Source organism: Cylindrospermopsis curvispora GIHE-G1 (assembly GCF_014489415.1).
Taxonomy (GTDB): domain Bacteria; phylum Cyanobacteriota; class Cyanobacteriia; order Cyanobacteriales; family Nostocaceae; genus Raphidiopsis; species Raphidiopsis curvispora_A.
The window spans coordinates 613,755-634,043 of the sequence record NZ_CP060822.1 but is presented as its reverse complement, the minus strand read 5'-3'; the positions used below and the strand labels follow the sequence as shown (position 1 = coordinate 634,043).

The 20,289-nt window shown below is 41.6% G+C and carries 19 protein-coding genes; 15 read left to right on the top strand and 4 right to left on the bottom strand.

Annotated features, from left to right (window positions below; all coding sequences use genetic code 11):
* The first annotated feature begins 234 nt into the window (after window positions 1-234).
* On the top strand, window positions 235-2,733 hold the full coding sequence (locus IAR63_RS03085; protein WP_187706551.1) for a U32 family peptidase: 2,499 nt from the start codon (window positions 235-237) through the stop codon (window positions 2,731-2,733).
* A 36-nt stretch (window positions 2,734-2,769) separates the two neighbouring features.
* Here the strand turns inward: IAR63_RS03085 and IAR63_RS03080 are convergent, their stop codons facing one another.
* Window positions 2,770-4,203 (bottom strand): glycoside hydrolase family 13 protein, encoded by a 1,434-nt coding sequence (locus tag IAR63_RS03080; protein WP_187707337.1) that lies wholly within the window; start codon window positions 4,201-4,203, stop codon window positions 2,770-2,772.
* A gap of 98 nt (window positions 4,204-4,301) precedes the next feature.
* Here IAR63_RS03080 and IAR63_RS03075 point away from each other — a divergent pair, with 98 nt between their 5' ends.
* The 3 genes from IAR63_RS03075 to IAR63_RS03065 all read left to right on the top strand — a co-directional run bounded on the left by IAR63_RS03075 (window position 4,302) and on the right by IAR63_RS03065 (window position 7,172).
* A complete protein-coding gene (locus IAR63_RS03075; protein WP_187706550.1) occupies window positions 4,302-4,490 on the top strand; it encodes a hypothetical protein in 189 nt (62 codons plus the stop codon).
* 235 nt (window positions 4,491-4,725) lie between these two features.
* Complete coding sequence (locus IAR63_RS03070; RefSeq protein ID WP_187706549.1) at window positions 4,726-6,015, top strand: glucose-1-phosphate adenylyltransferase; 1,290 nt, start codon at window positions 4,726-4,728, stop codon at window positions 6,013-6,015.
* Between the two features lie 191 nt (window positions 6,016-6,206).
* The gene (locus IAR63_RS03065; protein ID WP_187706548.1) at window positions 6,207-7,172 is read left to right on the top strand and encodes a DnaJ C-terminal domain-containing protein; all 966 of its coding nucleotides are present in this window, start codon (window positions 6,207-6,209) and stop codon (window positions 7,170-7,172) included.
* Here the strand turns inward: IAR63_RS03065 and IAR63_RS03060 are convergent.
* Window positions 7,152-7,307 carry a hypothetical protein gene (locus IAR63_RS03060; protein ID WP_235678341.1) on the bottom strand — a complete coding sequence of 52 codons (156 nt, stop codon included), beginning with the start codon at window positions 7,305-7,307 and terminating at the stop codon, window positions 7,152-7,154. The two genes, IAR63_RS03065 and IAR63_RS03060, sit on opposite strands and share 21 nt — an antisense overlap.
* A gap of 349 nt (window positions 7,308-7,656) precedes the next feature.
* On the opposite strand from IAR63_RS03060, the gene IAR63_RS03055 reads away from it, so the two are divergent.
* From IAR63_RS03055 to IAR63_RS03010, 10 genes are all read left to right on the top strand, one after another.
* Window positions 7,657-8,316, top strand: a complete 660-nt coding sequence (locus tag IAR63_RS03055) for a COP23 domain-containing protein (protein WP_187706547.1) — start codon at window positions 7,657-7,659, stop codon at window positions 8,314-8,316.
* Window positions 8,317-8,496: 180 nt separating this feature from the next.
* Window positions 8,497-9,720, top strand: coding sequence for a DUF1565 domain-containing protein (locus IAR63_RS03050; protein ID WP_187706546.1), 1,224 nt, complete (start codon window positions 8,497-8,499; stop codon window positions 9,718-9,720).
* A gap of 55 nt (window positions 9,721-9,775) precedes the next feature.
* On the top strand, window positions 9,776-10,435 hold the full coding sequence (locus IAR63_RS03045) for a COP23 domain-containing protein (RefSeq protein WP_187706545.1): 660 nt from the start codon (window positions 9,776-9,778) through the stop codon (window positions 10,433-10,435).
* A gap of 98 nt (window positions 10,436-10,533) precedes the next feature.
* Window positions 10,534-11,190 carry a COP23 domain-containing protein gene (locus IAR63_RS03040; RefSeq protein ID WP_187706544.1) on the top strand — a complete coding sequence of 219 codons (657 nt, stop codon included), beginning with the start codon at window positions 10,534-10,536 and terminating at the stop codon, window positions 11,188-11,190.
* A 50-nt stretch (window positions 11,191-11,240) separates the two neighbouring features.
* On the top strand, window positions 11,241-11,936 hold the full coding sequence (locus IAR63_RS03035) for a COP23 domain-containing protein (RefSeq protein ID WP_187706543.1): 696 nt from the start codon (window positions 11,241-11,243) through the stop codon (window positions 11,934-11,936).
* Window positions 11,937-11,966: 30 nt separating this feature from the next.
* Window positions 11,967-12,584, top strand: a complete 618-nt coding sequence (locus IAR63_RS03030; protein WP_328701221.1) for a COP23 domain-containing protein — start codon at window positions 11,967-11,969, stop codon at window positions 12,582-12,584.
* Window positions 12,585-12,668: 84 nt separating this feature from the next.
* Window positions 12,669-13,454, top strand: coding sequence for a S1 family peptidase (locus IAR63_RS03025; RefSeq protein ID WP_187706542.1), 786 nt, complete (start codon window positions 12,669-12,671; stop codon window positions 13,452-13,454).
* The gene (locus tag IAR63_RS03020; protein ID WP_187706541.1) at window positions 13,451-14,977 is read left to right on the top strand and encodes a tetratricopeptide repeat-containing S1 family peptidase; all 1,527 of its coding nucleotides are present in this window, start codon (window positions 13,451-13,453) and stop codon (window positions 14,975-14,977) included. The genes IAR63_RS03025 and IAR63_RS03020 overlap by 4 nt, the downstream gene beginning before the upstream one ends.
* A gap of 149 nt (window positions 14,978-15,126) precedes the next feature.
* Complete coding sequence (locus tag IAR63_RS03015) at window positions 15,127-16,083, top strand: hypothetical protein (RefSeq protein ID WP_235678340.1); 957 nt, start codon at window positions 15,127-15,129, stop codon at window positions 16,081-16,083.
* Between the two features lie 34 nt (window positions 16,084-16,117).
* Window positions 16,118-16,966, top strand: coding sequence for a hypothetical protein (locus tag IAR63_RS03010; RefSeq protein ID WP_187706539.1), 849 nt, complete (start codon window positions 16,118-16,120; stop codon window positions 16,964-16,966).
* Between the two features lie 89 nt (window positions 16,967-17,055).
* On the opposite strand, the gene IAR63_RS03005 is transcribed toward IAR63_RS03010, so the two are convergent.
* Together IAR63_RS03005 and dnaN are read right to left on the bottom strand one after the other, a co-directional pair.
* Entirely contained in the window at window positions 17,056-17,646 is a 591-nt protein-coding gene (locus IAR63_RS03005) for a peroxiredoxin (RefSeq protein ID WP_187706538.1), read from the bottom strand.
* A gap of 121 nt (window positions 17,647-17,767) precedes the next feature.
* Window positions 17,768-18,916, bottom strand: a complete 1,149-nt coding sequence (dnaN, locus tag IAR63_RS03000) for a DNA polymerase III subunit beta (RefSeq protein ID WP_187706537.1) — start codon at window positions 18,914-18,916, stop codon at window positions 17,768-17,770.
* Between the two features lie 94 nt (window positions 18,917-19,010).
* On the opposite strand from dnaN, the gene IAR63_RS02995 reads away from it, so the two are divergent.
* Entirely contained in the window at window positions 19,011-20,228 is a 1,218-nt protein-coding gene (locus tag IAR63_RS02995; RefSeq protein WP_187706536.1) for an HhoA/HhoB/HtrA family serine endopeptidase, read from the top strand.
* Window positions 20,229-20,289 lie beyond the last annotated feature (61 nt).

Here is a 20,289-nt window from a genome sequence, read left to right as displayed (position 1 = left end):
AAAGAGCCTAAGTTGACTCTAAACATTGGCGGAGCGAACATTACCCCTTCTGCGCAAACATTTTATGTCTAACTACGTTTTTGCACTTAACATTTCAACTGCTCATAGCCTGGTGCAAGGCATCAGCCACAAGTGTTGTCAAATTATTTATAAAAAGGATGGTTATAGCTATGTTGCTTAGACCCCACCCCTCCTTTCCCCCGTCTGAAGAGAGCGCTCCAGGAGGGAAGAAAGATGAATAACATCAAAAACATCACACTCCCCGAACTCCTAGCACCTGCGGGTAACTGGGAATGTGCAAAAGCAGCAGTAGAAAATGGTGCAGATGCAATTTACTTTGGTTTAGAGAAATTTAACGCAAGAATGCGATCGCACAACTTTACTATTAGCGACTTACCAGAATTAATAGAGTTTTTACACTCACGGGGAGTAAAGGGATACGTCACCCTAAACACCCTAATTTTCAGTTCAGAACTCCAGGAAGTGGAGCAATACCTCAAAACCATGATTACTGCTGGTGTGGATGCTGTGATTGTTCAGGATGTGGGTATTTGTCGTCTGATTCGTCATCTTTCTTGTGATTTTCCCATTCATGCATCAACTCAGATGACCATTACCAGTGCTGCTGGGGTGAATTTTGCTAAATCTCTGGGATGTCAATTAGTTGTTTTAGCGCGAGAGTGTTCAATTAGGGAGATTAATAAAATCCAACAACAAATATTAGACAAAAACATCCCCTTACCCTTAGAAATATTTGTACATGGTGCATTGTGTGTTGCTTATTCCGGACAATGTTTAACTAGTGAAGCCTTGGGGGGACGCTCCGCGAACAGAGGGGAATGTGCTCAAGCTTGTAGAATGCCTTATGATTTAATAGCAGACGAGAAAATTGTTGACCTAGGTAATCGCAAATATTTACTCAGTCCCCAGGATCTATCTGGAATAGAGGTATTGCCAGATTTAGTAAAATGTGGAGTAACGTCTTTAAAAATTGAAGGTAGATTAAAAACTCCTGAATACGTTGCTAACGTTACTCAAGTTTATCGCCAAGCATTAAACAAAATTGCCAGTGAAGCTAGCACAGGTGACAAAAGGAGATTAGATGATGGCCATAACAAGTATCGCTTAGAGATGGCTTTCTCCCGTGGACTTTATACGGGATGGTTTAGAGGTATTAATAATCAAGAATTGGTACATGGAAATTTTGGCAAAAAACGCGGGGTTTATGTGGGCGAGGTAACCCGCATTAAAAATGAACAAATAACTTTAAAAATAGTCGCACCCATTAAAGCAGGTGATGGGGTGGTATTTGACTGTGCACATCCAGAATTACCAGAAGAGGGGGGGAGGGTATACACGGTCACACAAAAAGGAAAAGAAGTAGTTTTAACTTTTGGTAGGGATGCTATCAATCCCAGCAAAATTCATATAGGCGATAAGATTTGGAAAACCAGTGACCCAGAATTAGATAAAGCAATTCGTCAAACCTACACAGGAGAAAATCCCCATTTTACCAAACCAATTCATCTAGAATTATTTGGGGAAACAGGAGAAAAATTAATAGCTATAGTTGGGGATGAAATTGGTAATATTGTCAAAGTAGAATCAGAAATGCTCCTAGTTGAGGCTCATACTAAACCCTTAACTACAGAAAAATTGCAAGAACAATTTGGACGTTTGGGCAATACACCATTTCATTTAGGAACTTTAGAAAACAAAATTATGGGTAATGTGATTTTACCTGTGAGTGAGTTGAATAGAATGCGTCGAGAACTGGTCACAAGATTGCAAGTTCTTAGAAGTAAACCCCAAGTTTGGCAGATAAATCATGATCATCAATGGCAAGATCTGCTCAAGATTGTCAGAGATGATAAGAGTGTAACCGATGCAGGTGTTTCTTTGATAATACTAGTCAGGAGCATGAAACAACTCATGGCTGTGTTAGATACAAATATTGAAACAGTATATTGTGAATTTGAAGATCCTCGTAAATATCAAACCGCAGTAAAACTCTGTCGGGATACCCAGAAATCTGTGAACCTATATATTGCACCTCCTCGCATTACTAAACCGGGAGAAAATTGGATTTTGAAACAGCTAAAAGAATGCCAAGCAGATGGTTACTTAGTTAGAAATTATGATCACCTGGAATATTTTGCTGATGCCCAGTGTGTTGGTGATTTCTCTTTAAATATTGCTAACCCTTTGAGTGCGGACTATTTTCAAAAACAATTTAACCTAAAACGTTTAACTGCTTCCTATGACTTGAATATTAATCAACTTATAGATTTAATCACCACTTACACACCGCAATTTTTAGAGGTGACAATACATCAACATATCCCCATGTTCCATATAGAACACTGTGTATTTTGTGCCTTTCTCTCCCAGGGAACAGATTACACCAATTGTGGTCGTCCTTGTGAAAAACAGGAATTAAAAATTCGAGATAGAGTGGGTAGCGAGCATATAGTAAAAGCAGATACAGGATGTAGAAATACTATATATAACAGTGCTGCACAAACTGGAGCAGAATATGTACACAAACTAATTAGTGTGGGGTTGAAAAATTTTAGAATCGAATTTCTCCATGAAACACCACAACAGGTTACCCAAACCATCAATTATTACCAACAACTTATCCAAGGAGAAATCACCGGTTCACAAGTTTGGAAAACCTTAAAATTGCAAAATCAACTGGGTGTAACTCGTGGTGCATTAACCGATCACTAATAAATAGAGAACTTCCTTTATGGAAGTCCCCTATCTCTAACCAAAAATCGCCCCGCTGCGTGCAGGAATATTGATCTCAATCTTCTCTCCATTCCATAATACTTCTCCATTACCATACAACAGCTTGGCTGGTTTGTAGCTATGTAGACTAGCTGTAACTCTATCCTCTCCTATATTAATGGCAATCATTAACTCCTGATCTTCCCAACTCCTGACAAACACATATAATGTGGTATCCGCATAAATAACTTGATAATCTCCTATCCTTAAAGCAGCATATTGATGACGCAAAGAAATTAACTGTTTATGAGTTTTCAGGATTTCTAAGTTCCATTTATCAATTATAGGAAAACCTCGACGACAATCGGGGTCTAACCCACCAGGTAAGCCAACTTCGTCTCCATAATATATACTGGGCGATCCAGGAAATGTCAATAGTAATAGGGTTGCCAATTCAACAGATGTAATATCACCACCAGCAATGGAAATTAATCTGGCTGTATCATGACTTGCCAGTAAATTTAGTTGGGTTAGTTGAATTTCCCATGGGTACAGGTTTAATAGCTCCTGCATTTTCTCAGCATACTCAGCTGCAGATAAAGATGGAAAAGCTTCATAAGCACGTCCTTCTATCATTTCCAATTCTATCCGATTTCCTACAGTAAAAGCAATAGTAGGACCTGTAAATAAGTAATTCATGACTCCATCAAATTGGGTGCCATCTAACCACTGACGAGAATCAACCCACACCTCTCCCACAATATAAGCATCCGGATTAATTGCTTTCACCCGTTCTCGAAATTCTTGCCAAAACCCAGGAGTTTTAATTTCATTAGGTACATCTAAACGCCATCCATCAATGCCAAATTTTATCCAATATTCGGCAATTTGCATAATATATTCCCGCACATCTGGATGATCATGATTAAATACTGGTAAGGAACGAATATCTGCCCAACTTTCATAATTTGCTGGTGCGTCGTTGGTATAGGGTGCAAGTGGCCAGTCCTGAATTTTAAACCAGTCCACCCAGGGAGAATTTGGACCATTTTCTAATATATCATGGAAGAAGAAAATCCCTCGACTTGCATGATTAAAAACCCCATCTAACACAATCTTTATATTGCGTTTGTGCGCCTCGTTTAACAACTCTCTAAAAGCTCCATTTCCCCCTAATAACGGATCCACTTGATAGTAGTCGTGGGTATGATAACGATGATTGCTCCCAGACTGAAAAATAGGAGTAAAGTAAATAGCGTTAACTCCCAAGTTTTCTATATGGTCTAATTTTTCTAAAACACCCCACAAGTCTCCACCTTTATAACCTTGTAAAGTGGGGGAAGCATCCCAATCTTCCCATTGGGGATTGCTTAATAAGCTAGGTTTAAATTGTTTACCCTTAGCAAATCTGTCAGGGAAGATCTGATAAAAAATGGCGTGCTTGACCCAGTCTGGTGTGTGAATCTGCATAAATCCAGGTAAAAAGTGAAGATTTTTAGCAGCATAACACATAACTTTAGCCATCAAGATTCTAATCTTGATAAAGACATTTGAGCCCCCTTTGTAGGTTGAGTTTAATACGAAACCCAACCAATGAAAACCTCAAATCTGGACTAGGACAGTGTATAGCAGAAATGATAGCAGCTCAAGAGTTCAATCGACAAAAACAAAATCAGCAAATAAAGATTGTTTATAGTGTGGTAACAATTGGTACTATTTGGCAGTTTTTACAGATAGAAAATCAAGTGGTTTCTTAGGAATACTAATCAATACAATTAAGAGTATAACTAGCTGATACATGTAAATATTAAATAAGGGATGTAATTAAGATAGTTTATACTCATTTTAACCTTATTTCCCGCGTCTCCCCCACCCACTGAATCAACTTGCTGAAAATTCTTGGCTAACATTCTTTGATCCCCCCCTCTTATCATTTGTAACCCATAGTCCTAAACTAAAGATGAGAGTTGAAAGGTAGTCTGGAGAAATTTTGTGAAAAGAGTTTTAGCAATTATTCTAGGTGGGGGAGCGGGTACAAGACTGTACCCCCTGACTAAGCTCAGGGCTAAACCAGCAGTACCTGTGGCTGGTAAATACCGGTTAATAGATATCCCCGTTAGTAACTGTATAAATTCAGAGATTTTTAAAATTTACGTTCTTACACAGTTTAACTCAGCATCCCTAAATCGTCATATTGCTCGTGCTTACAATTTTAGTGGCTTCAGCGATGGCTTTGTAGAGGTACTAGCAGCACAACAAACTCCGGAAAACCCCAATTGGTTCCAGGGAACCGCTGATGCTGTACGTCAGTACATTTGGATGTTACAGGAATGGGATGTAGATGAATTTCTGATTCTTTCTGGTGATCATCTATATCGGATGGATTACCGTTTATTTGTCCAGCGCCATCGGGAGACCAACGCTGATATTACCCTTTCGGTAATTCCCATAGATGGTCGTCGGGCCTCGGATTTTGGTTTAATGAAAATTGACAGTGCTGGTCGGGTAATTGACTTTAGTGAGAAACCCAAAGGTGAAGCCCTGGCAAAAATGCAGGTAGATACCACTATTTTGGGTCTAACCAGCGAAGAAGCCCGATCACAGCCCTATATTGCCTCTATGGGCATTTATGTCTTTAAAAAAGACGTTCTCATTAAACTTTTGAGGGAGTCCTTAGAAAAAACCGATTTTGGCAAAGAAATTATCCCCGACGCTGCCAAAGATCACAATGTTCAAGCATATCTATTCGATGGTTACTGGGAAGATATAGGTACAATCGAAGCCTTCTACAATGCTAACCTGGCCCTAACCCAACAACCAGTCCCCCCCTTTAGCTTCTATGATGAGGAAGCACCTATTTATACCCGCGCCCGCTACCTACCACCTTCCAAATTATTGGACTGTGATATCAAAGAATCCATGATTGGTGAAGGTTGTATCTTGAAAAACTGCCGCATTCAACATTCGGTATTGGGAGTGCGATCGCGTGTGGAGTCAGGTTCCATAGTTGAGGAATCTTTAATTATGGGTTCAGACTTCTATCAACCTTCAGTGGAAAGGGTATGTAACCTGGACAAAGGAGACATTCCTTTAGGTATTGGCACGGATACAATTATTCGCCGAGCGATCATTGACAAGAATGCTCGCATTGGTCATAATGTTAGGATAATCAACAAAGACAACGTCCAGGAAGCGGAGCGAGAAAAACAAGGTTTCTACATCCGTAGCGGTATAGTTGTGGTTTTAAAAAATGCTGTTATTCCCGATGGAACTATCATCTAGTTAGGGAACTAACCTACAAATTTATCCCCACAAGCTTGTGGGGATAATTTCCATAAAGTACGGTAATTGCCCTGGATGTGAGCGACAACCAGAATAAATTTTTGCTATGCTTTGCTAGTTTAGGATCATCATCTTAATCCTAGAAAAAACATAACCTATATTTCGCCTATATTGTAACAGGAGGCTTGTAGATGGCTGGAACCGATTTTAAAGACTATTATTCAATTTTAGGAATCAGTAAAACTGCCAGTCCAGAAGAAATTAAACAAGCTTTTCGCAAACTAGCTCGTAAATACCACCCGGACGTTAATCCTGGAAATAAACAAGCTGAAGCAAGATTCAAAGAGATTAATGAAGCCTATGAAGTTCTCTCGGATCCAGATAAACGGAAAAAATATGACCAATATGGTCAATATTGGAAACAAGTAGGAGAAGGCGGTTTTCCTGGTGGTGCGGGAGTAGATATGAGTGGTTTTGACTTTGGTCAATACGGCAGTTTTAATGATTTCCTCAATGATTTATTTGGTGGGGTAGGACCTCGCAGCTCAACTTCTTCTCGGTCCGGTGGTAGACCCAGTGGTTTTGGTGGTTTTGGAGACTTTGGTTTTCCGGATATGGGTGCCCAAGATAGTGAATTTGTCATTACCCTAAGCTTCGCCGAGGCATTTGCAGGAGTGCAAAAACGATTCAGTTTAGGAAATGAAACCATTGAAGTGCGTATTCCCGCAGGGGCAAAAACTGGCACTCGTTTACGGGTGAGAGGTAAAGGTGCAGTTAACCCTAAGAGTGGACAAAGGGGAGATTTATATTTAAAGACAGAACTATCACCCCATTCATTTTTTCAACTTGAAGGTGACCAACTAATTTGCGAAGTGCCAATCGCACCAGACGAAGCAGCTTTAGGTGCGACCATCCAGGTTCCCACACCTGATGGTCATGCCAGCGTAAAATTACCCGCAGGAGTGCGTTCTGGTCAGTCTCTGCGCTTACGTGGTAAGGGATGGCCCCTACCCAAGGGCGGTCGTGGTGACCAGTTGGTAAAAATTGCCATTGTACCCCCTAAAGACCCCACTCCCCAAGAGCGGGAATATTACGAGAAACTGCGTGCTATCCGTAGTTATGATCCTCGTGCTCATTTACAGCAAATTAAATTCTGATTCTAGCTCACCCACAGTAGCAAATAGTGGGAGTTCTAATTGAATCACCCCTGACATAAGATTCCACATATACAATCTTTGCCCTGCTGGGTTTTTAATGCTTTTGATTTTCCCCTCATCTGCATATCTCCTCAAAGTGTTTGGATGCAATCCCAGAAATTCGACCGCTTTTCTCAAGTGGTATGTATGCCATGAGGAAAGTAGAAAATGCTAAATTTTCTACTTTTTACTCTTGACGGAGTAAATTCACGCATAGTACAATATTAGATGCTAGTTAAAAGACTTTTTGTTTGTAGGTGATAAGTCCTTGTCATCTCCCTGGGCGGGTTCAGTAAATATAAGAGGTGCCTTTGTAGTAAAGGTCAGAGCAGCAGTATATAATAGTTTGCGGTTGAGTCAGTAAAAATCATCAGCGTCAGGCATTTTCATACTTAAACCCTAGCAGTTTCTTGCTAGGATGTACGGAATAAAATTAGGAGATATTATGAACAGCAAATTCTCAGCCACAGTTTTAGTAGCAACCCTAGCCCTATCAGGCATTTTGGGTTTAGAACATGGTCAATTAAAAGCCCAATCATCAGATGACGCATTCTTTGATCCCAGCGATCCCAGTCAATATAACGGAACTAAATTTACCTGTGTAGCCCAAGGTAGCGACTGGTCCACAGTAGGACAGCGCCCCGGTGGTAGACCAATTCCCATAATTGTGTGGACAAAACAAGGAGCACAGTCCTTTGGCGAAAATTATAATCCCAAGAGCCGTTGTGAACTAGTTACAGCTAACCTCAACCAAGCGGTAGAAGATAGTGCTGGTAATCTTTACGACGTAGTCTTAACCTGGGGTAAACTTACTGATGGCAAAACTGTTATTTGCGCACTTTCTTTAAAGGATGAAGGAGGTTGTGATGGTAACAATACCCTGTTTGCGCTGAAACCCGAAAATGCCAAGAACCCTAACAGGGTTTTAGAAACCCTGACTCAAATTAGTATTAAGGGTTCTAGTGCAGGGACTGTTCGTGAAACAACAGGTCGTTTGAGTGTAAACCTAGGTAAAGTTGTCTCACAAGCAGCCAAGCGATTGCCTCAACAAACACCCAAAACTCGCACAACTCCCGTAAATAGACCCACTAAAGGTACTCTGTGACGCACAGTTGGTAACAAAATGGCCAGCAGTAAAAATTATAGAACCGCTTTAGAAACCAAATCCTCCACACTCCGTACTAGTGTACTATAAGTCATCAGCATCGGGAACTTTCACAATTAAACCCTAGTCAATTTTCTCTGGGATGTACACAACAAAATTAGGGAGTCATTTAGGAACATTATGAACATTAAATCAAAATCACATCTAAAATCTTCCGTAGTTATGGCAACCCTGACCATCTGCGGTTCTTTGTCAGTTACACTTCCCGTGGGCGCTCAATTGCCTCCAGTGGCGCCAGTTATCTATGTAGATCCCATTAATGGCGTTAACGTTGTAAACACTGGTAACTCCGGAGCAAAACCCTACAAAACTATTACCTTTGCCTTAGAGCAAGCCCAACCGGGAACCATAATTCAGTTAGCTCCAGGTAGTTACAGTAATGAGTCCTTCCCCCTCACAATTAAACAGGGGGTCACCTTGCGTGGTGATGAATCTACTAAAGGAAAGACCGTAGTTATTTCCGGTGGTGGTGACTACAACAGTCGTAGTTTTGCCAAACAAAATGTGACAATTCTGGCAGAACAAGACAGCACAATTGCCGGTGTAACCGTGACTAATAGAAATCCCAGAGGAACAGGTGTATGGGTAGAGTCCACTAACCCAGTTATTAAAAATAGCACATTTGCTCAGAGTTTGCGAGAGGGGATATTTGTCACAGCTGGTGGGGATCCTACCGTTGAGAACAACCAATTTACGGCAAACAATGGCAACGGTATTTCCATAACTAAATCCAGCAAGGGGAAAATCAGCAATAATGTATTTGAGAAGAGTGGCTTTGGATTAAGCATTAATGACGATTCCACACCAGTCTTGACCAAAAATCAAATCACTAATAATAGAGACGGAATAGTGATCACCGATTCAGCTCAACCCTTGTTACGCGGCAATGTGGTTCAGAATAACGAACGGGATGGCATAGTCATCACTCTTAATTCTTCCCCCGATCTAGGCACCCGGAGTAATCCAGGTGGCAATGTTATCGTCAACAATGGTCGTTACAACATTTATAATGCCGCCACAACCGGTGTTGCCATTTCCGCACTGGGCAATACTATTGACGACTCAGGGATTTTAGGTGAAGTAGAAATAGATGGAATCCAAATTACAGGGAACAGGAAACCAGTATCATCCAACGACCCGAATTTAGCCCTGTTAAGAAAATGGCAATTAACAGCTGTTTCCTGCAGCTCTACTCCAGTAATTGGCATCTTTATAGGTGATAGACAATATTGTGTCAGTCCCCACCCAGACTTAACCGCTAAGGCCTATGAGTACAATCCTACTACCGGCACACTCAGAGCTTTAAGAACTGGCCCCCGTCCCACCAAACCAGGTAACCTGTAGATTTTGCTCCAGCAAGATCTCACCATTAAAACCAACACTAGATCAAGGGGACATTATGAACAGCAAATTCTCAGCCGCGTTTTTAGCAGCAACCCTAGCTATATCAGGCATTTTGGGTTTAGGACATGGTCAATTAAGAGCCCAATCATCAGATGATGAATTTTTTGATCCGAGCGATCGCAGTCAATACAATGGGACTAAATTTACCTGTGTGGCCCAAGGTAGTAACTGGGCCACAGTGGGACAGCGCCCTGGCGGTAAACCAATTCCCATAATTGTGTGGACAAAAAAAGGAGCACAGTCCTTTGGCGAAAATTATAATCCCAAGAGCCGTTGTGAAATCGTCACAGCCAATCTTAACCAAGCAGTGGAAGACAGCGCTGGTGATCTTTATGACGTAGTCCTAACCTGGGGTAAACTTGATGATGGCAAAACTGTTATTTGCGCACTTTCTTTAAAAGACGAAGGAGGTTGTGATGGTAGCAATACTCTGTTTGCGCTGAAACCGGAAAATGCCAAGGATCCTAATAAGGTTTTAGAAACCCTGACTCAAATTAGTATTAAAGGCTCTAGTGCAGGGGTTGTTACTGAAACTAAAACAAGAGGTCGGTTAAGTGTAAACTTAGGTAGGGTTGTATCGCAAGCGGCCAAACGCTTGCCCCGAGAAACACCCAAGACCCGCAAAACTCCCAGATCAACTAAAGGCTCTGTTTAAGGACTGGCAACTATTGCAAAAGTGTGGAAGGCGTGGAACAGCCAAAACTTTCCACGCGCCATCGGCAAAAAATAAAAATAAGGAGGTATGGAGATATTATGAGTAGCAAATTCTCAGCAAAATTTTTAGTGGCTACCCTAGCCCTATCAAGCATTTTGGGTTTAGGACATGGTCAATTAAAAGCCCAATCATCTGATGACGCATTCTTTGATCCGAGCGATCCCAGTCAATACAATGGGACGAGATTTGCTTGTGTAGCTCAAGGTAGTAACTGGGCCACAGTGGGACAGCGCCCTGCTGGTAGACCAATTCCCATAATTGTGTGGACAAAAAAAGGAGCACAGTCCTTTGGCGAAAATTATAATCCCAAGAGCCGTTGTGAAATCGTCACAGCCAATCTCAACCAAGCCGTAGAAGATAGCGCTGGCAATCTTTACGACGTAGTTTTAACCTGGGGAGAAGTCGGTGACAAAACTGTTATTTGCGCACTTTCTTTAAAGGACACAGGAGGTTGTGATGGTAACAATACCCTGTTTGCCCTGAAACCCGAAAATGCCAAAGACCCTAATAGGGTTTTAGAAACCCTGACTCAAATTAGTATTAGAGGTTCCAGTGCAGGGGTTATTACTGAAACAAGAGGTCGTTCTCGTGCCACAGTAAACCTAGGTGAAGTTATCTCCAAAGCAGCCAAGCGCTTGCCTCAACAAACACCCAGAACCCGCAAAACTCCCAGACCCACTACAGGTGGCCTGTGATGGAAAACTCAGAACTTTTCACACTTCTTTGGTAAAAAATAACAGGATATATGAAATTTTCAGCAACAGTTTTAGCTACTCTTATAGCTGTATCAGCCGGTTGGCATCCTAGCATGGTGAGAGCTGTGCCAGTGGAAAGTGGAGATAACCCCCCTAACCCCCCCACTATTCCTGCATCCGACAACCCATCAGACTCAGAACCGACTGGTGATGAAAGCTATAATGGGACGAAATTTGCCTGTGTATCCCAGGGTAATGGCAAGTGGGCTACCGTTGGTCAGCGCCCTGGTGGCCAACCAATACCTGTGATTATTTGGACTCAATCAGCTTCCAAATATTTTGGTAGCCAATTTGCCCCCGAAAACCGGTGCCAAATTGTCACCCGCAAGTTCAACACAGCAGTACAAGAGAGTGGTGGTAGGCTTCAAGATGTTTTATTAACCAGTGGCAATGTTAATGGTCAGGTTGTTATTTGTGTAATTTCCGACCGAGATAATGGTTGTCAAGATAAAAATACCCTATTTACCCTGAAACCGGAAAATGCCAAAAACCCTGATAAGGTTTTATCTCAACTCCTGGAGATTAGCAAGAAGGGATCGGAAGGAGGTGTGATTACCGAAACAAGAAGTAGTCGCCAACGGGTTACAGTCAAACTGAGTGATGTGCTAGCAGCTCGACGCTCATCTTCTTCACCTGTTAAAAGGCCAAAAGTTCAAAATAACCGACGTAATCAACCTGGTTTGTAAAGTAATTATAATGGGAAAAAGGAATGGTGCATGATGAAACTATCCACGACAGTTCTAGTTGCTAATTTAGCCCTAGCAGGAACTTTGATTCAGTCTGGGGTACAAGCTAAGCCCCCTACTGAAAGTTACAATGGCACCAAGTTTACATGTGTTTCCCAAGGCAATGGCAATTGGGCTACGGTTGGCCAGCGTCCCGGTGGTAGTCCAATTACCGTAATTACTTGGACAGACGCGGGTTCTAAATATTTTGGAGATAACTATACTCCTCAAAACCGTTGTCAAATGGTAACTCCTAAATTTAATCGAGCTGTGAAACAAAATGGTGGTCGTCTGAAAAATGTAGCTCTAATTAAAGGTCGTGTTAACAATGAAACGGTTATTTGTATAGCTTCTATAACAAGTAGAATAGGTTGTAATGCGCAGAATTTCTTGTTTACTCTTAAACCAGAAAATGCTCAGAAAGCCAATGAGATTCTGGCGCAACTGACGGGAATTAGTAAACAAGGTTCCAGCGCAGGTGTTGTCCGAGAAACAAGCAGTCGTCTGCGACTTGAATTAAGTGAGGTTCTCGACCAAAATGACCTAAAACCCCAGGATTCCGACCAAATAAGACCACCAGCAAACTCTGATCGGAGGTTCAAACTGTAAATTCTACCCGAATGACAAGAATCAATCAACTGCTCCTTTTTTGAGTGAATCGCTGTGTTTTACCCCATATCTTTTAGATTTTCTGTGGCATTACTGGCAACAATTTTTTCCCCCATTGTGTATCCTCATACTGTACCCAACTTCCTAGCTTCCACACCCCATCCCGGATTTGAATTTGCCGCTGCCAGGACTGCCAGTAAAGTAACAGTAAGAATTTTTACTAAATCTGGATCTGGGTCAGGAGTGATTATCGACCGTAAAGGACAAAACTACAGGGTTTTGACTAATGATCACGTGGTAGTGGATAGTCCTGAGAGTGGTTATGAAGTTTTAACACCTGATGGTAAGATTTACAAGGCACAGCAAGTACCAACAGTCAATCCTCATTCTTTAGACCTAGCACTGGTGGAATTTACCAGTGGGGAAAACTATCAATCTGTGCAGTTTTCCCAGTCACCAAATATATCTGAGGGGGAAGTGGTGTATGTATCTGGGTTTCCAGCTTGGCATTTTGTTTTTAATGGTGATACTATCACCAAAGTAGAAACAACCCGGGATTGGGGACTGGGCGCTTTCAAGCTACAAGCGGGTAAAATCAAGATGTATCTCGGCAAAACCCTAGTTGGTGGTTATAAGGTGGGTTTCACCAATGATTTTACTCAGGGTATGAGTGGAGGGCCCGTTTTAAATCAACGGGGGGAACTTGTTGGTATCAGTGGGTTATTAAAGTATCCCTTTCAAGGTATTAATGCCTTTATTTTTACTGATGGAACTAAACCCAACAAAGCAGATTACCGTAGAATCGAGTCCTTAAGTTGGGCTATCCCCATTGCTACTGTGGTTAATTTTATTCAAGAACAGAAAAAATGAATTTTAAACTTGGAATAACAAATAACTCCTTACTAGCAACAACTCTTATAACTGCTGTAACAGCTGTTTTATCTACTACTTCAATAGCTGCTGATACTATCAGTATCCAAGATATAGCACAAATTGCCAAGAAGACATCTGTACAAATTAATACGGAGGGTGACGTTACTCCTGGTGGTTCAGGAGTAATTATTGCCAAACAAGGTAATCGTTATTCTGTACTAACCGCCAATCACGTGGTCTGTGATATTATAGACAGACCTGGAAAAATCGTCTGCGCTAAAGACATTGCGTATTCTGTAAGAACAAATGATGGCAAAGAATACCCTATTAAATCACAAGACATTATAGTCCTACAGTCAACCAAAAATGATCCTGATTTAGCCCTAGTTAGCTTTGTAGCTACACAGGAATATGCCACAGCCAATTTAGGTGATTCTGACCAAATGACAGAAGCATCCGATGTATTTGTGGGCGGATTTCCAGCTGTGTTCACTAAAATTGGGTCAGCTCGGGACTTCAGTTTTACTAAAGGGATCGTTCTTTCTCGCGGTAGAACTTCTATCAATGGTTATAGTTTAATTTACGATGCTATAACTCTGACCGGTAATAGCGGGGGCCCAGTTTTTGATATTAAGGGTAGGGTGGTGGGAATTCACGGGTTAGCAGACACCTCGAATAAGAGTAAAACAGAAACGGGAGAAATAGTATCACAGAAAACGGGATTTAATGCTGGCATTCCCATTAATACTTTTTTGAACTTCAACAACCCCTTGCTCAAAGAGCTACCAATTCAAAGGAATACCACCGCCACTGGGGAAGTGCCACAGCAGCGCTTAAACTCTCCTCAATCTGCACGAGATTTTTATGCCAGAGGTATTACTAAGCTAGACCAGTTTAGTTATAAAGAGTCCCTAGATGATTTTGATCAGGCAATCAAAATTGACCCCAAATATGCAGAAGCTTATTTCAAGCGTGGATATGCTCTCAGTTGGCTTAGAAGATACGAAGAAGCCCTTTTGGACTTTAACCAGGTAATTGCCTTGGATCCAAATTATTTGGATGGTTATCTGAATCGTGGTTGGACTTATATCTGGTTACAAAATGATCAGGCCGCTCTTGAGGATTTTAATCGCGCGATTCGGCTCAATCCCAGTTATTCTATAGCTTATGCCCATCAAGGTATGGCTTACATTAAACTGGGTAAGTACCAAGCAGCACTGGAATCTTCTAAACAAGCTATTCGTCTAGACCCTAATAACAGTTATGGTTATACGATTCAGAGTGATGTATTTAACTATCTAAAGGACTACGCTGCTTCTATTAAGGTATCAACCTTAGCGATTATAATCGATCCAGATGATTTTAATGCCTACATTAATCGTGCTACAGCATACACCCTGACTGGGAATTTTTCAGCCGCCTTGGTGGACTATCAGAAATCCGCAGAAATTTTTGAACGCCGTTATACCAAAAAATCTTCTCCAGCAGCAAACAATTCCGAAACAACACCTAAACCATAACTCCAAGTAAATAACAACATCACAAAAATACGAAAACTAGGAGTTTTATGAACCGGTAATTTAATGATACACTAGGCAAAAGTTTATAGCAACAAAATATAGCCGGGCAAACATTTACTATGGTAGAATGTCCAGTGAGGAGTAATATTTTGAACAGCACACAGCCTTATTTTACATCAGGTTACAATCACCGGGGTTTAGTTTTTTCAGCAATCTCCCTAACCTTGCCCAGTATCCTTTTAACTTTGGTACTGTCTCCAGATCTTGTATTTGCGGAAGAGGGTGTTACGAATCAGAATGGCTACGAAACCAGATCCGTTCCCCCACAGATTTCACAAGCTGAGAATATCAGTCCGGAAGAAGTAAGAAGAATTCGGCAAGAATTGCTAATTGAACCTCTGGTAAAAACCAAACCACGGGAGGTGCAAAAGCCCACCTATCCCCCCGGACTTACTTTTGCGGGTGTAAGTGCTTTTGGTGCTAATACCGGTGATGCGTTTATAGGAATAACAGGTACTACCCCCGGTAAACTTAGAGATGGCCAGTATGATGGCGGCATTAACCTTGGCGCTGGTATAGGGGACTCTAACAAACTTGCTGCCTTGGAATTGGGCTTCAGCAACAATAGTATTAGAAAATTTGGTGCCAATGGTAGTTTTGACCTGAAAGTTCATCGTCTTGTCTATGCCCAGGGTAACAACCAGGTATCCGTAGCTGCAGGTTGGAACTATTTTGCCCAGTATGGTACTGATGGTGTTACCCCTTCTGGAGTTTATGGTGTAGTTACTAGTTACTCCCTATTACAGCCAGATGATGAAGTTAATAAAATGCCTATCTCCGTCTCTTTCGGTGCTGGGGGTGGTCCGTTTAGACAAGAATTTGCTAGCACAGGTGTGTTTGGCAGTGTGGGTATGCAGGTTCAACCCCAATTGGGTGTAGGTTTCGGTTGGAGTGGAGTGGGTTTTAACCTTGGTGCTTCCTATGTTCCCATACCTACCTTACCTTTAACAATTACAGCCCAGGGTGCGGATATCACTAATAATAGCCCTGGTGGCACCATACTTTCTTTGAGCGTCAGCTATGGGTTCAATTTTTTACCTAAGTAATTACATAGGTACTATAGTTTATTAGATAATCATCATGTTAAAACCCAAAAGTCTCATTTTTACCTTAAGTCTAGTCCCGTTCTTATTAGCATCTTTGCAATTGACCAGTGAGGGAGGTAGCACAACACCAGGAGGTCCTAGTGGAAATGTATTGCCTTCACCACCATCAATTCCACAAGATCCTGTACAACCACAACCGGAACCACCAAACCCAGAAGATCCTGTACAACGACCACAACCGGAACCACCAAACCCAGAAGATCCTGTACAACCACAACCGGAACCACCAAACCCAGAAGATCCTGTACAACCACCAACCGGGAAAACAACTCCAGGAGGTTCTAGTGGTGGAAGCGGTGTCACTTTCATACCTAATGCAGAGAGCATAATTGTAACCAGACAGGGGCAAAGTGCAACCCTAGCGGTTACACAAGAAGTTCAATCAGCCCTAAACCAGCTAGTTCCCAATATAGTTCAAGTGCTTGGCACAAGCGCTAATACTACTGACTTGGTCACCCTCGTGCTTGCACGACCAGGGGTAACGGAAGCTGCTGCGAGAATAACAGCAGCTTTAACATCGGCGGGTATTAGTTCCCAGCTCGCGATCGCACTTGTTAATGCCCTGAATGGTTTATTCTCACCTTCTACTGCATCTTCACCCGGTGCTATGTTAGTTAGCACTAAGGATTGGAAAGGTAATAATACAGTTGCACAAGCGGGTGCGGCATTTAGCGTCAACATTGACAAGCTCAGTGCTGCCATTACTGCTTACAACGGTATTGTCATCGAAAGTAAACCACCTACTCTCAAACGTCTGTCTCAAGACGCAAGTTTCGTTGGTATTGGTCGTACCCTTAAACAATTGAGAAACGCTATCCCGTGACATACTCCACACACTCCCTTACAGGTGAGTGTGGGCTTCTAAAGTCAAGAATAACCAGCGGAAAAATTCCTCCGCTGGTCTATTTTACTCTATACTGCTGCAAAGTACACTTTGGACTTCACAGGATCGGGAATCATGGTCTTTTCTCCCGGTTGCCAGCCAGCTGGACAAACTTCATCTGGATGTGATTGTACATGCTGAATTGCTTGCAAAGTACGCAAAGTCTCATCCACACTGCGACCAAAAGCCAAGTTATTTATGGTAGCGTGTTGAATAACCCCGTCCTTGTCAATGATAAACAAACCACGCAAAGAAATACCCGCATCGGGGTCAAGAACATTGTAAGCACTGCTAATTTCTTTTTTAATATCCGAAACCAGGGGATAGTTTAAATCGCCAACACCACCAGATTTGCGGTCTGTTTGAATCCACGCCAAGTGAGAAAATTCACTATCCACAGAAACACCTAATACCTCTGTGTTCAATTTCTTAAACTCTTCGTAGCGATCGCTAAATGCTGTGATCTCAGTGGGGCAAACAAAGGTAAAATCCAAGGGATAGAAAAACAAGACCACATACTTGCCACGATATTCAGCAAGTTTGACAGCCTTAAATTCCTGGTCTACCACAGCTGTGGCTGTAAAATCGGGAGCCTGTTGGCCAACACGAAGACTAGTCATTAAAGTACTTCTCCTTCAGCACATTATATCAAATTTTCGGCGTGGGTTTTGTGACAGTTTAGTTACAGTCTATCCAAACTATATCACAGTCATTACGATTTTGAGTAGTTGACTACCAAATTTAATTTCTCAACTGTACGGGCATAGCTAAATAGGTCATTTTTAAACCACCTAACGGAGTAAAAATTACCGGGGTGAGATTTTGATTCAAGTGCATCTGAATTTCCGTAGATGGTAATTCCTTCAATCCTTCCAGTAAATACTTGACATTAAAGGCAATATCAATATCGTCGCCAGAAATTTGTGCGGGCATAGACTCAGTGGCATTACCCACATCTTGGGCTTCACAAGATAAAGTAATTTCCTGGTCTCCAGTATTCATACTGATTTTAACAATATTGTTTTTCTGGTCAGCTAATATGGCAATTCGTTCCAAAGTGCTAATAAATTGCTTCCTTTCCAACACTAGTTGTCTTTCAAACTGACGAGGTATTAATTGTCTATAGGAAGGGTATTGACCCTCCAAGGTGCGACTGGTTAAACGTTGATTTTGCCAAGCAAATACTATTTGACCTTCATCTAAGTACAAAGACACTGCTTCTTCTGAAGCACTATGATTTAGCATTCTTTGTAATTCTCGTAGTGCTCTAGCAGGTACAGTCACTTCCAGTTGTTCATCATTTTCCAGGGGACGTTCATTAATGGTTTCTAAAACCGCCAACCGATGTCCATCCGTAGCAGCAAATTCCAAAACATCCTGTTTAACTGTTAAGTGTACTCCCGTTAGAACCTGCTTGGTTTCATCACTACTGGTAGCAAATAATGAACCTTTTAATCCCTCAACTAGAGCCGCAGTGGTTATTTGAATAGGATTGGAATTCTCAATTAAGGGTAATTCAGGAAATTCTTCTGCCCCCATGGACCTAAGTTCATACTTACCATTTTTAGGCTTTAGAATAAAATTGATACCCTCTGCTGTAGAGTCTCCTGATTGGTCATCCAGAGTAATATCCCCCTCTGGTAAGCGGGAAGTAATATCTACTAAGATTTTAGCAGGGAGAGCAACTGCTCCACCTTCTATCACCTCCGCAGTGAAACTAGTACGAATACCTAAGCTTAAATCAAAAGCTGTTAAACTAACTTGGTTCGTCTTTACATCTGCTTGTAAAAGTACATTAGCTAATATGGGATGGGTAGGTCTAGATGGCACTGCACGACTGACCAGGGCAAGATTGGTACTAAGATCGCTTTGAGAGCAAATTAATTTCATAAATCTGAACACAGATAGTGATGGATCATCCTAGCAAATTTTCCGCTATCCTAGCTTATGCTTCCAACCCCCCACCAGCTCGACCACAAAATTCATGATCAATTACCTATTTTCTCCTATCATTCATCCTTCCATGGCCCAATTAAAACGCTCAATATTGATGACTGGACTAATCGTACTTGTGACAGGCTGCTCCAATTTAAACAGCAGAAATCTCACACCACAAAAAATCAACCCTCAAGTTGAATCAACCACCAAGTCCAACACTGTGGTAGTAGATCCTGTTGGTGGTGATCCCAATTTTATTGTTCAAGTAGTGCAAAAAGTGGGAAGTGCGGTTGTCCGTATTGATTCTGCCAGAACCGTCACCTCTCAAGTGCCAGAGGAGTTTTCCGACCCATTCTTACGTAGATTTTTTGGTGATGCTCTTCCCCGACCAGAACAAAGGGTAGAAAGAGGTAGTGGTTCAGGATTTATCATTAATGCCTCCGGTCAAATTTTAACTAATTCCCACGTGGTAGACGGTGCGGATCAGGTAACAGTAACCCTGAAAGATGGACGTAGTTTTGATGGTAAGGTTTTGGGAGAAGATGCAGTTACAGACGTGGCAGTTATTCAAATTAATGCTAAAAATCTACCCACTTTAACTCTAGGTAATTCCAGTGATTTACAACCTGGAGAAGCAGTAATTGCTATTGGTAATCCCCTGGGTTTAAATAATACCGTAACTTCTGGCATTATCAGCGCCACAGATCGGTCTAGCACTGACATTGGTGCTAGCGATAAACGGGTAGATTACTTACAAACTGATGCAGCGATTAATCCAGGTAATTCCGGTGGTCCGCTTTTAAATGCTCGCGGAGAAGCTATAGGCATGAACACTGCGATTATTCAAGGTGCTCAAGGTTTAGGTTTTGCTATTCCCATTAACACGGTCAAAAAAATTGCCCAAGAATTAATTGCCAATGGTCGCGTTGATCATCCTTATTTGGGAGTAGAAATGATCACCCTCACTCCTGAGATTAAAGATAGAATAGTTAGTAGATTTGGTGATAGGGTCAATATTATTACTGATAAAGGAGTATTCTTAGTTAGAATTGTTCCTCAATCACCAGCAGCGCGGGGAGGATTGAGAGCAGGGGATATAATTAAGAGTATTAACAAACAATTAATTACTAAAGTTGAAGAAGTGCAAAAAATAGTAGAAAATAGTCAAATTGGAACTCCTCTGACAATAGAAGTGGAGCGTAATGGTACAACTGTAAATTTAGCTGTTGAGCCAGGATCTTTACCGATAAGATCCCGAAGATAGTTTTCCAGCATGGGCTTAAATAACATGCTATACTACTGAGTAGAGTAATTAATAGTAGGAA

What these genes read in the sequence shown, in the direction of transcription:
- IAR63_RS03020 (WP_187706541.1), top strand. Translation starts at nt 13,451, where the DNA reads ATGAATTTTAAACTTGGAATAACAAATAACTCCTTACTAGCAACAACT.
- dnaN (WP_187706537.1), bottom strand. Translation starts at nt 18,916, where the DNA reads ATGAAATTAATTTGCTCTCAAAGCGATCTTAGTACCAATCTTGCCCTG.
- IAR63_RS03035 (WP_187706543.1), top strand. Translation starts at nt 11,241, where the DNA reads ATGAAATTTTCAGCAACAGTTTTAGCTACTCTTATAGCTGTATCAGCC.
- IAR63_RS03080 (WP_187707337.1), bottom strand. Translation starts at nt 4,203, where the DNA reads ATGCAGATTCACACACCAGACTGGGTCAAGCACGCCATTTTTTATCAG.
- IAR63_RS03040 (WP_187706544.1), top strand. Translation starts at nt 10,534, where the DNA reads ATGAGTAGCAAATTCTCAGCAAAATTTTTAGTGGCTACCCTAGCCCTA.
- IAR63_RS03030 (WP_328701221.1), top strand. Translation starts at nt 11,967, where the DNA reads ATGATGAAACTATCCACGACAGTTCTAGTTGCTAATTTAGCCCTAGCA.
- IAR63_RS03055 (WP_187706547.1), top strand. Translation starts at nt 7,657, where the DNA reads ATGAACAGCAAATTCTCAGCCACAGTTTTAGTAGCAACCCTAGCCCTA.
- IAR63_RS03010 (WP_187706539.1), top strand. Translation starts at nt 16,118, where the DNA reads ATGTTAAAACCCAAAAGTCTCATTTTTACCTTAAGTCTAGTCCCGTTC.
- IAR63_RS02995 (WP_187706536.1), top strand. Translation starts at nt 19,011, where the DNA reads ATGATCAATTACCTATTTTCTCCTATCATTCATCCTTCCATGGCCCAA.
- IAR63_RS03050 (WP_187706546.1), top strand. Translation starts at nt 8,497, where the DNA reads ATGAACATTAAATCAAAATCACATCTAAAATCTTCCGTAGTTATGGCA.
- IAR63_RS03085 (WP_187706551.1), top strand. Translation starts at nt 235, where the DNA reads ATGAATAACATCAAAAACATCACACTCCCCGAACTCCTAGCACCTGCG.
- IAR63_RS03045 (WP_187706545.1), top strand. Translation starts at nt 9,776, where the DNA reads ATGAACAGCAAATTCTCAGCCGCGTTTTTAGCAGCAACCCTAGCTATA.
- IAR63_RS03065 (WP_187706548.1), top strand. Translation starts at nt 6,207, where the DNA reads ATGGCTGGAACCGATTTTAAAGACTATTATTCAATTTTAGGAATCAGT.
- IAR63_RS03005 (WP_187706538.1), bottom strand. Translation starts at nt 17,646, where the DNA reads ATGACTAGTCTTCGTGTTGGCCAACAGGCTCCCGATTTTACAGCCACA.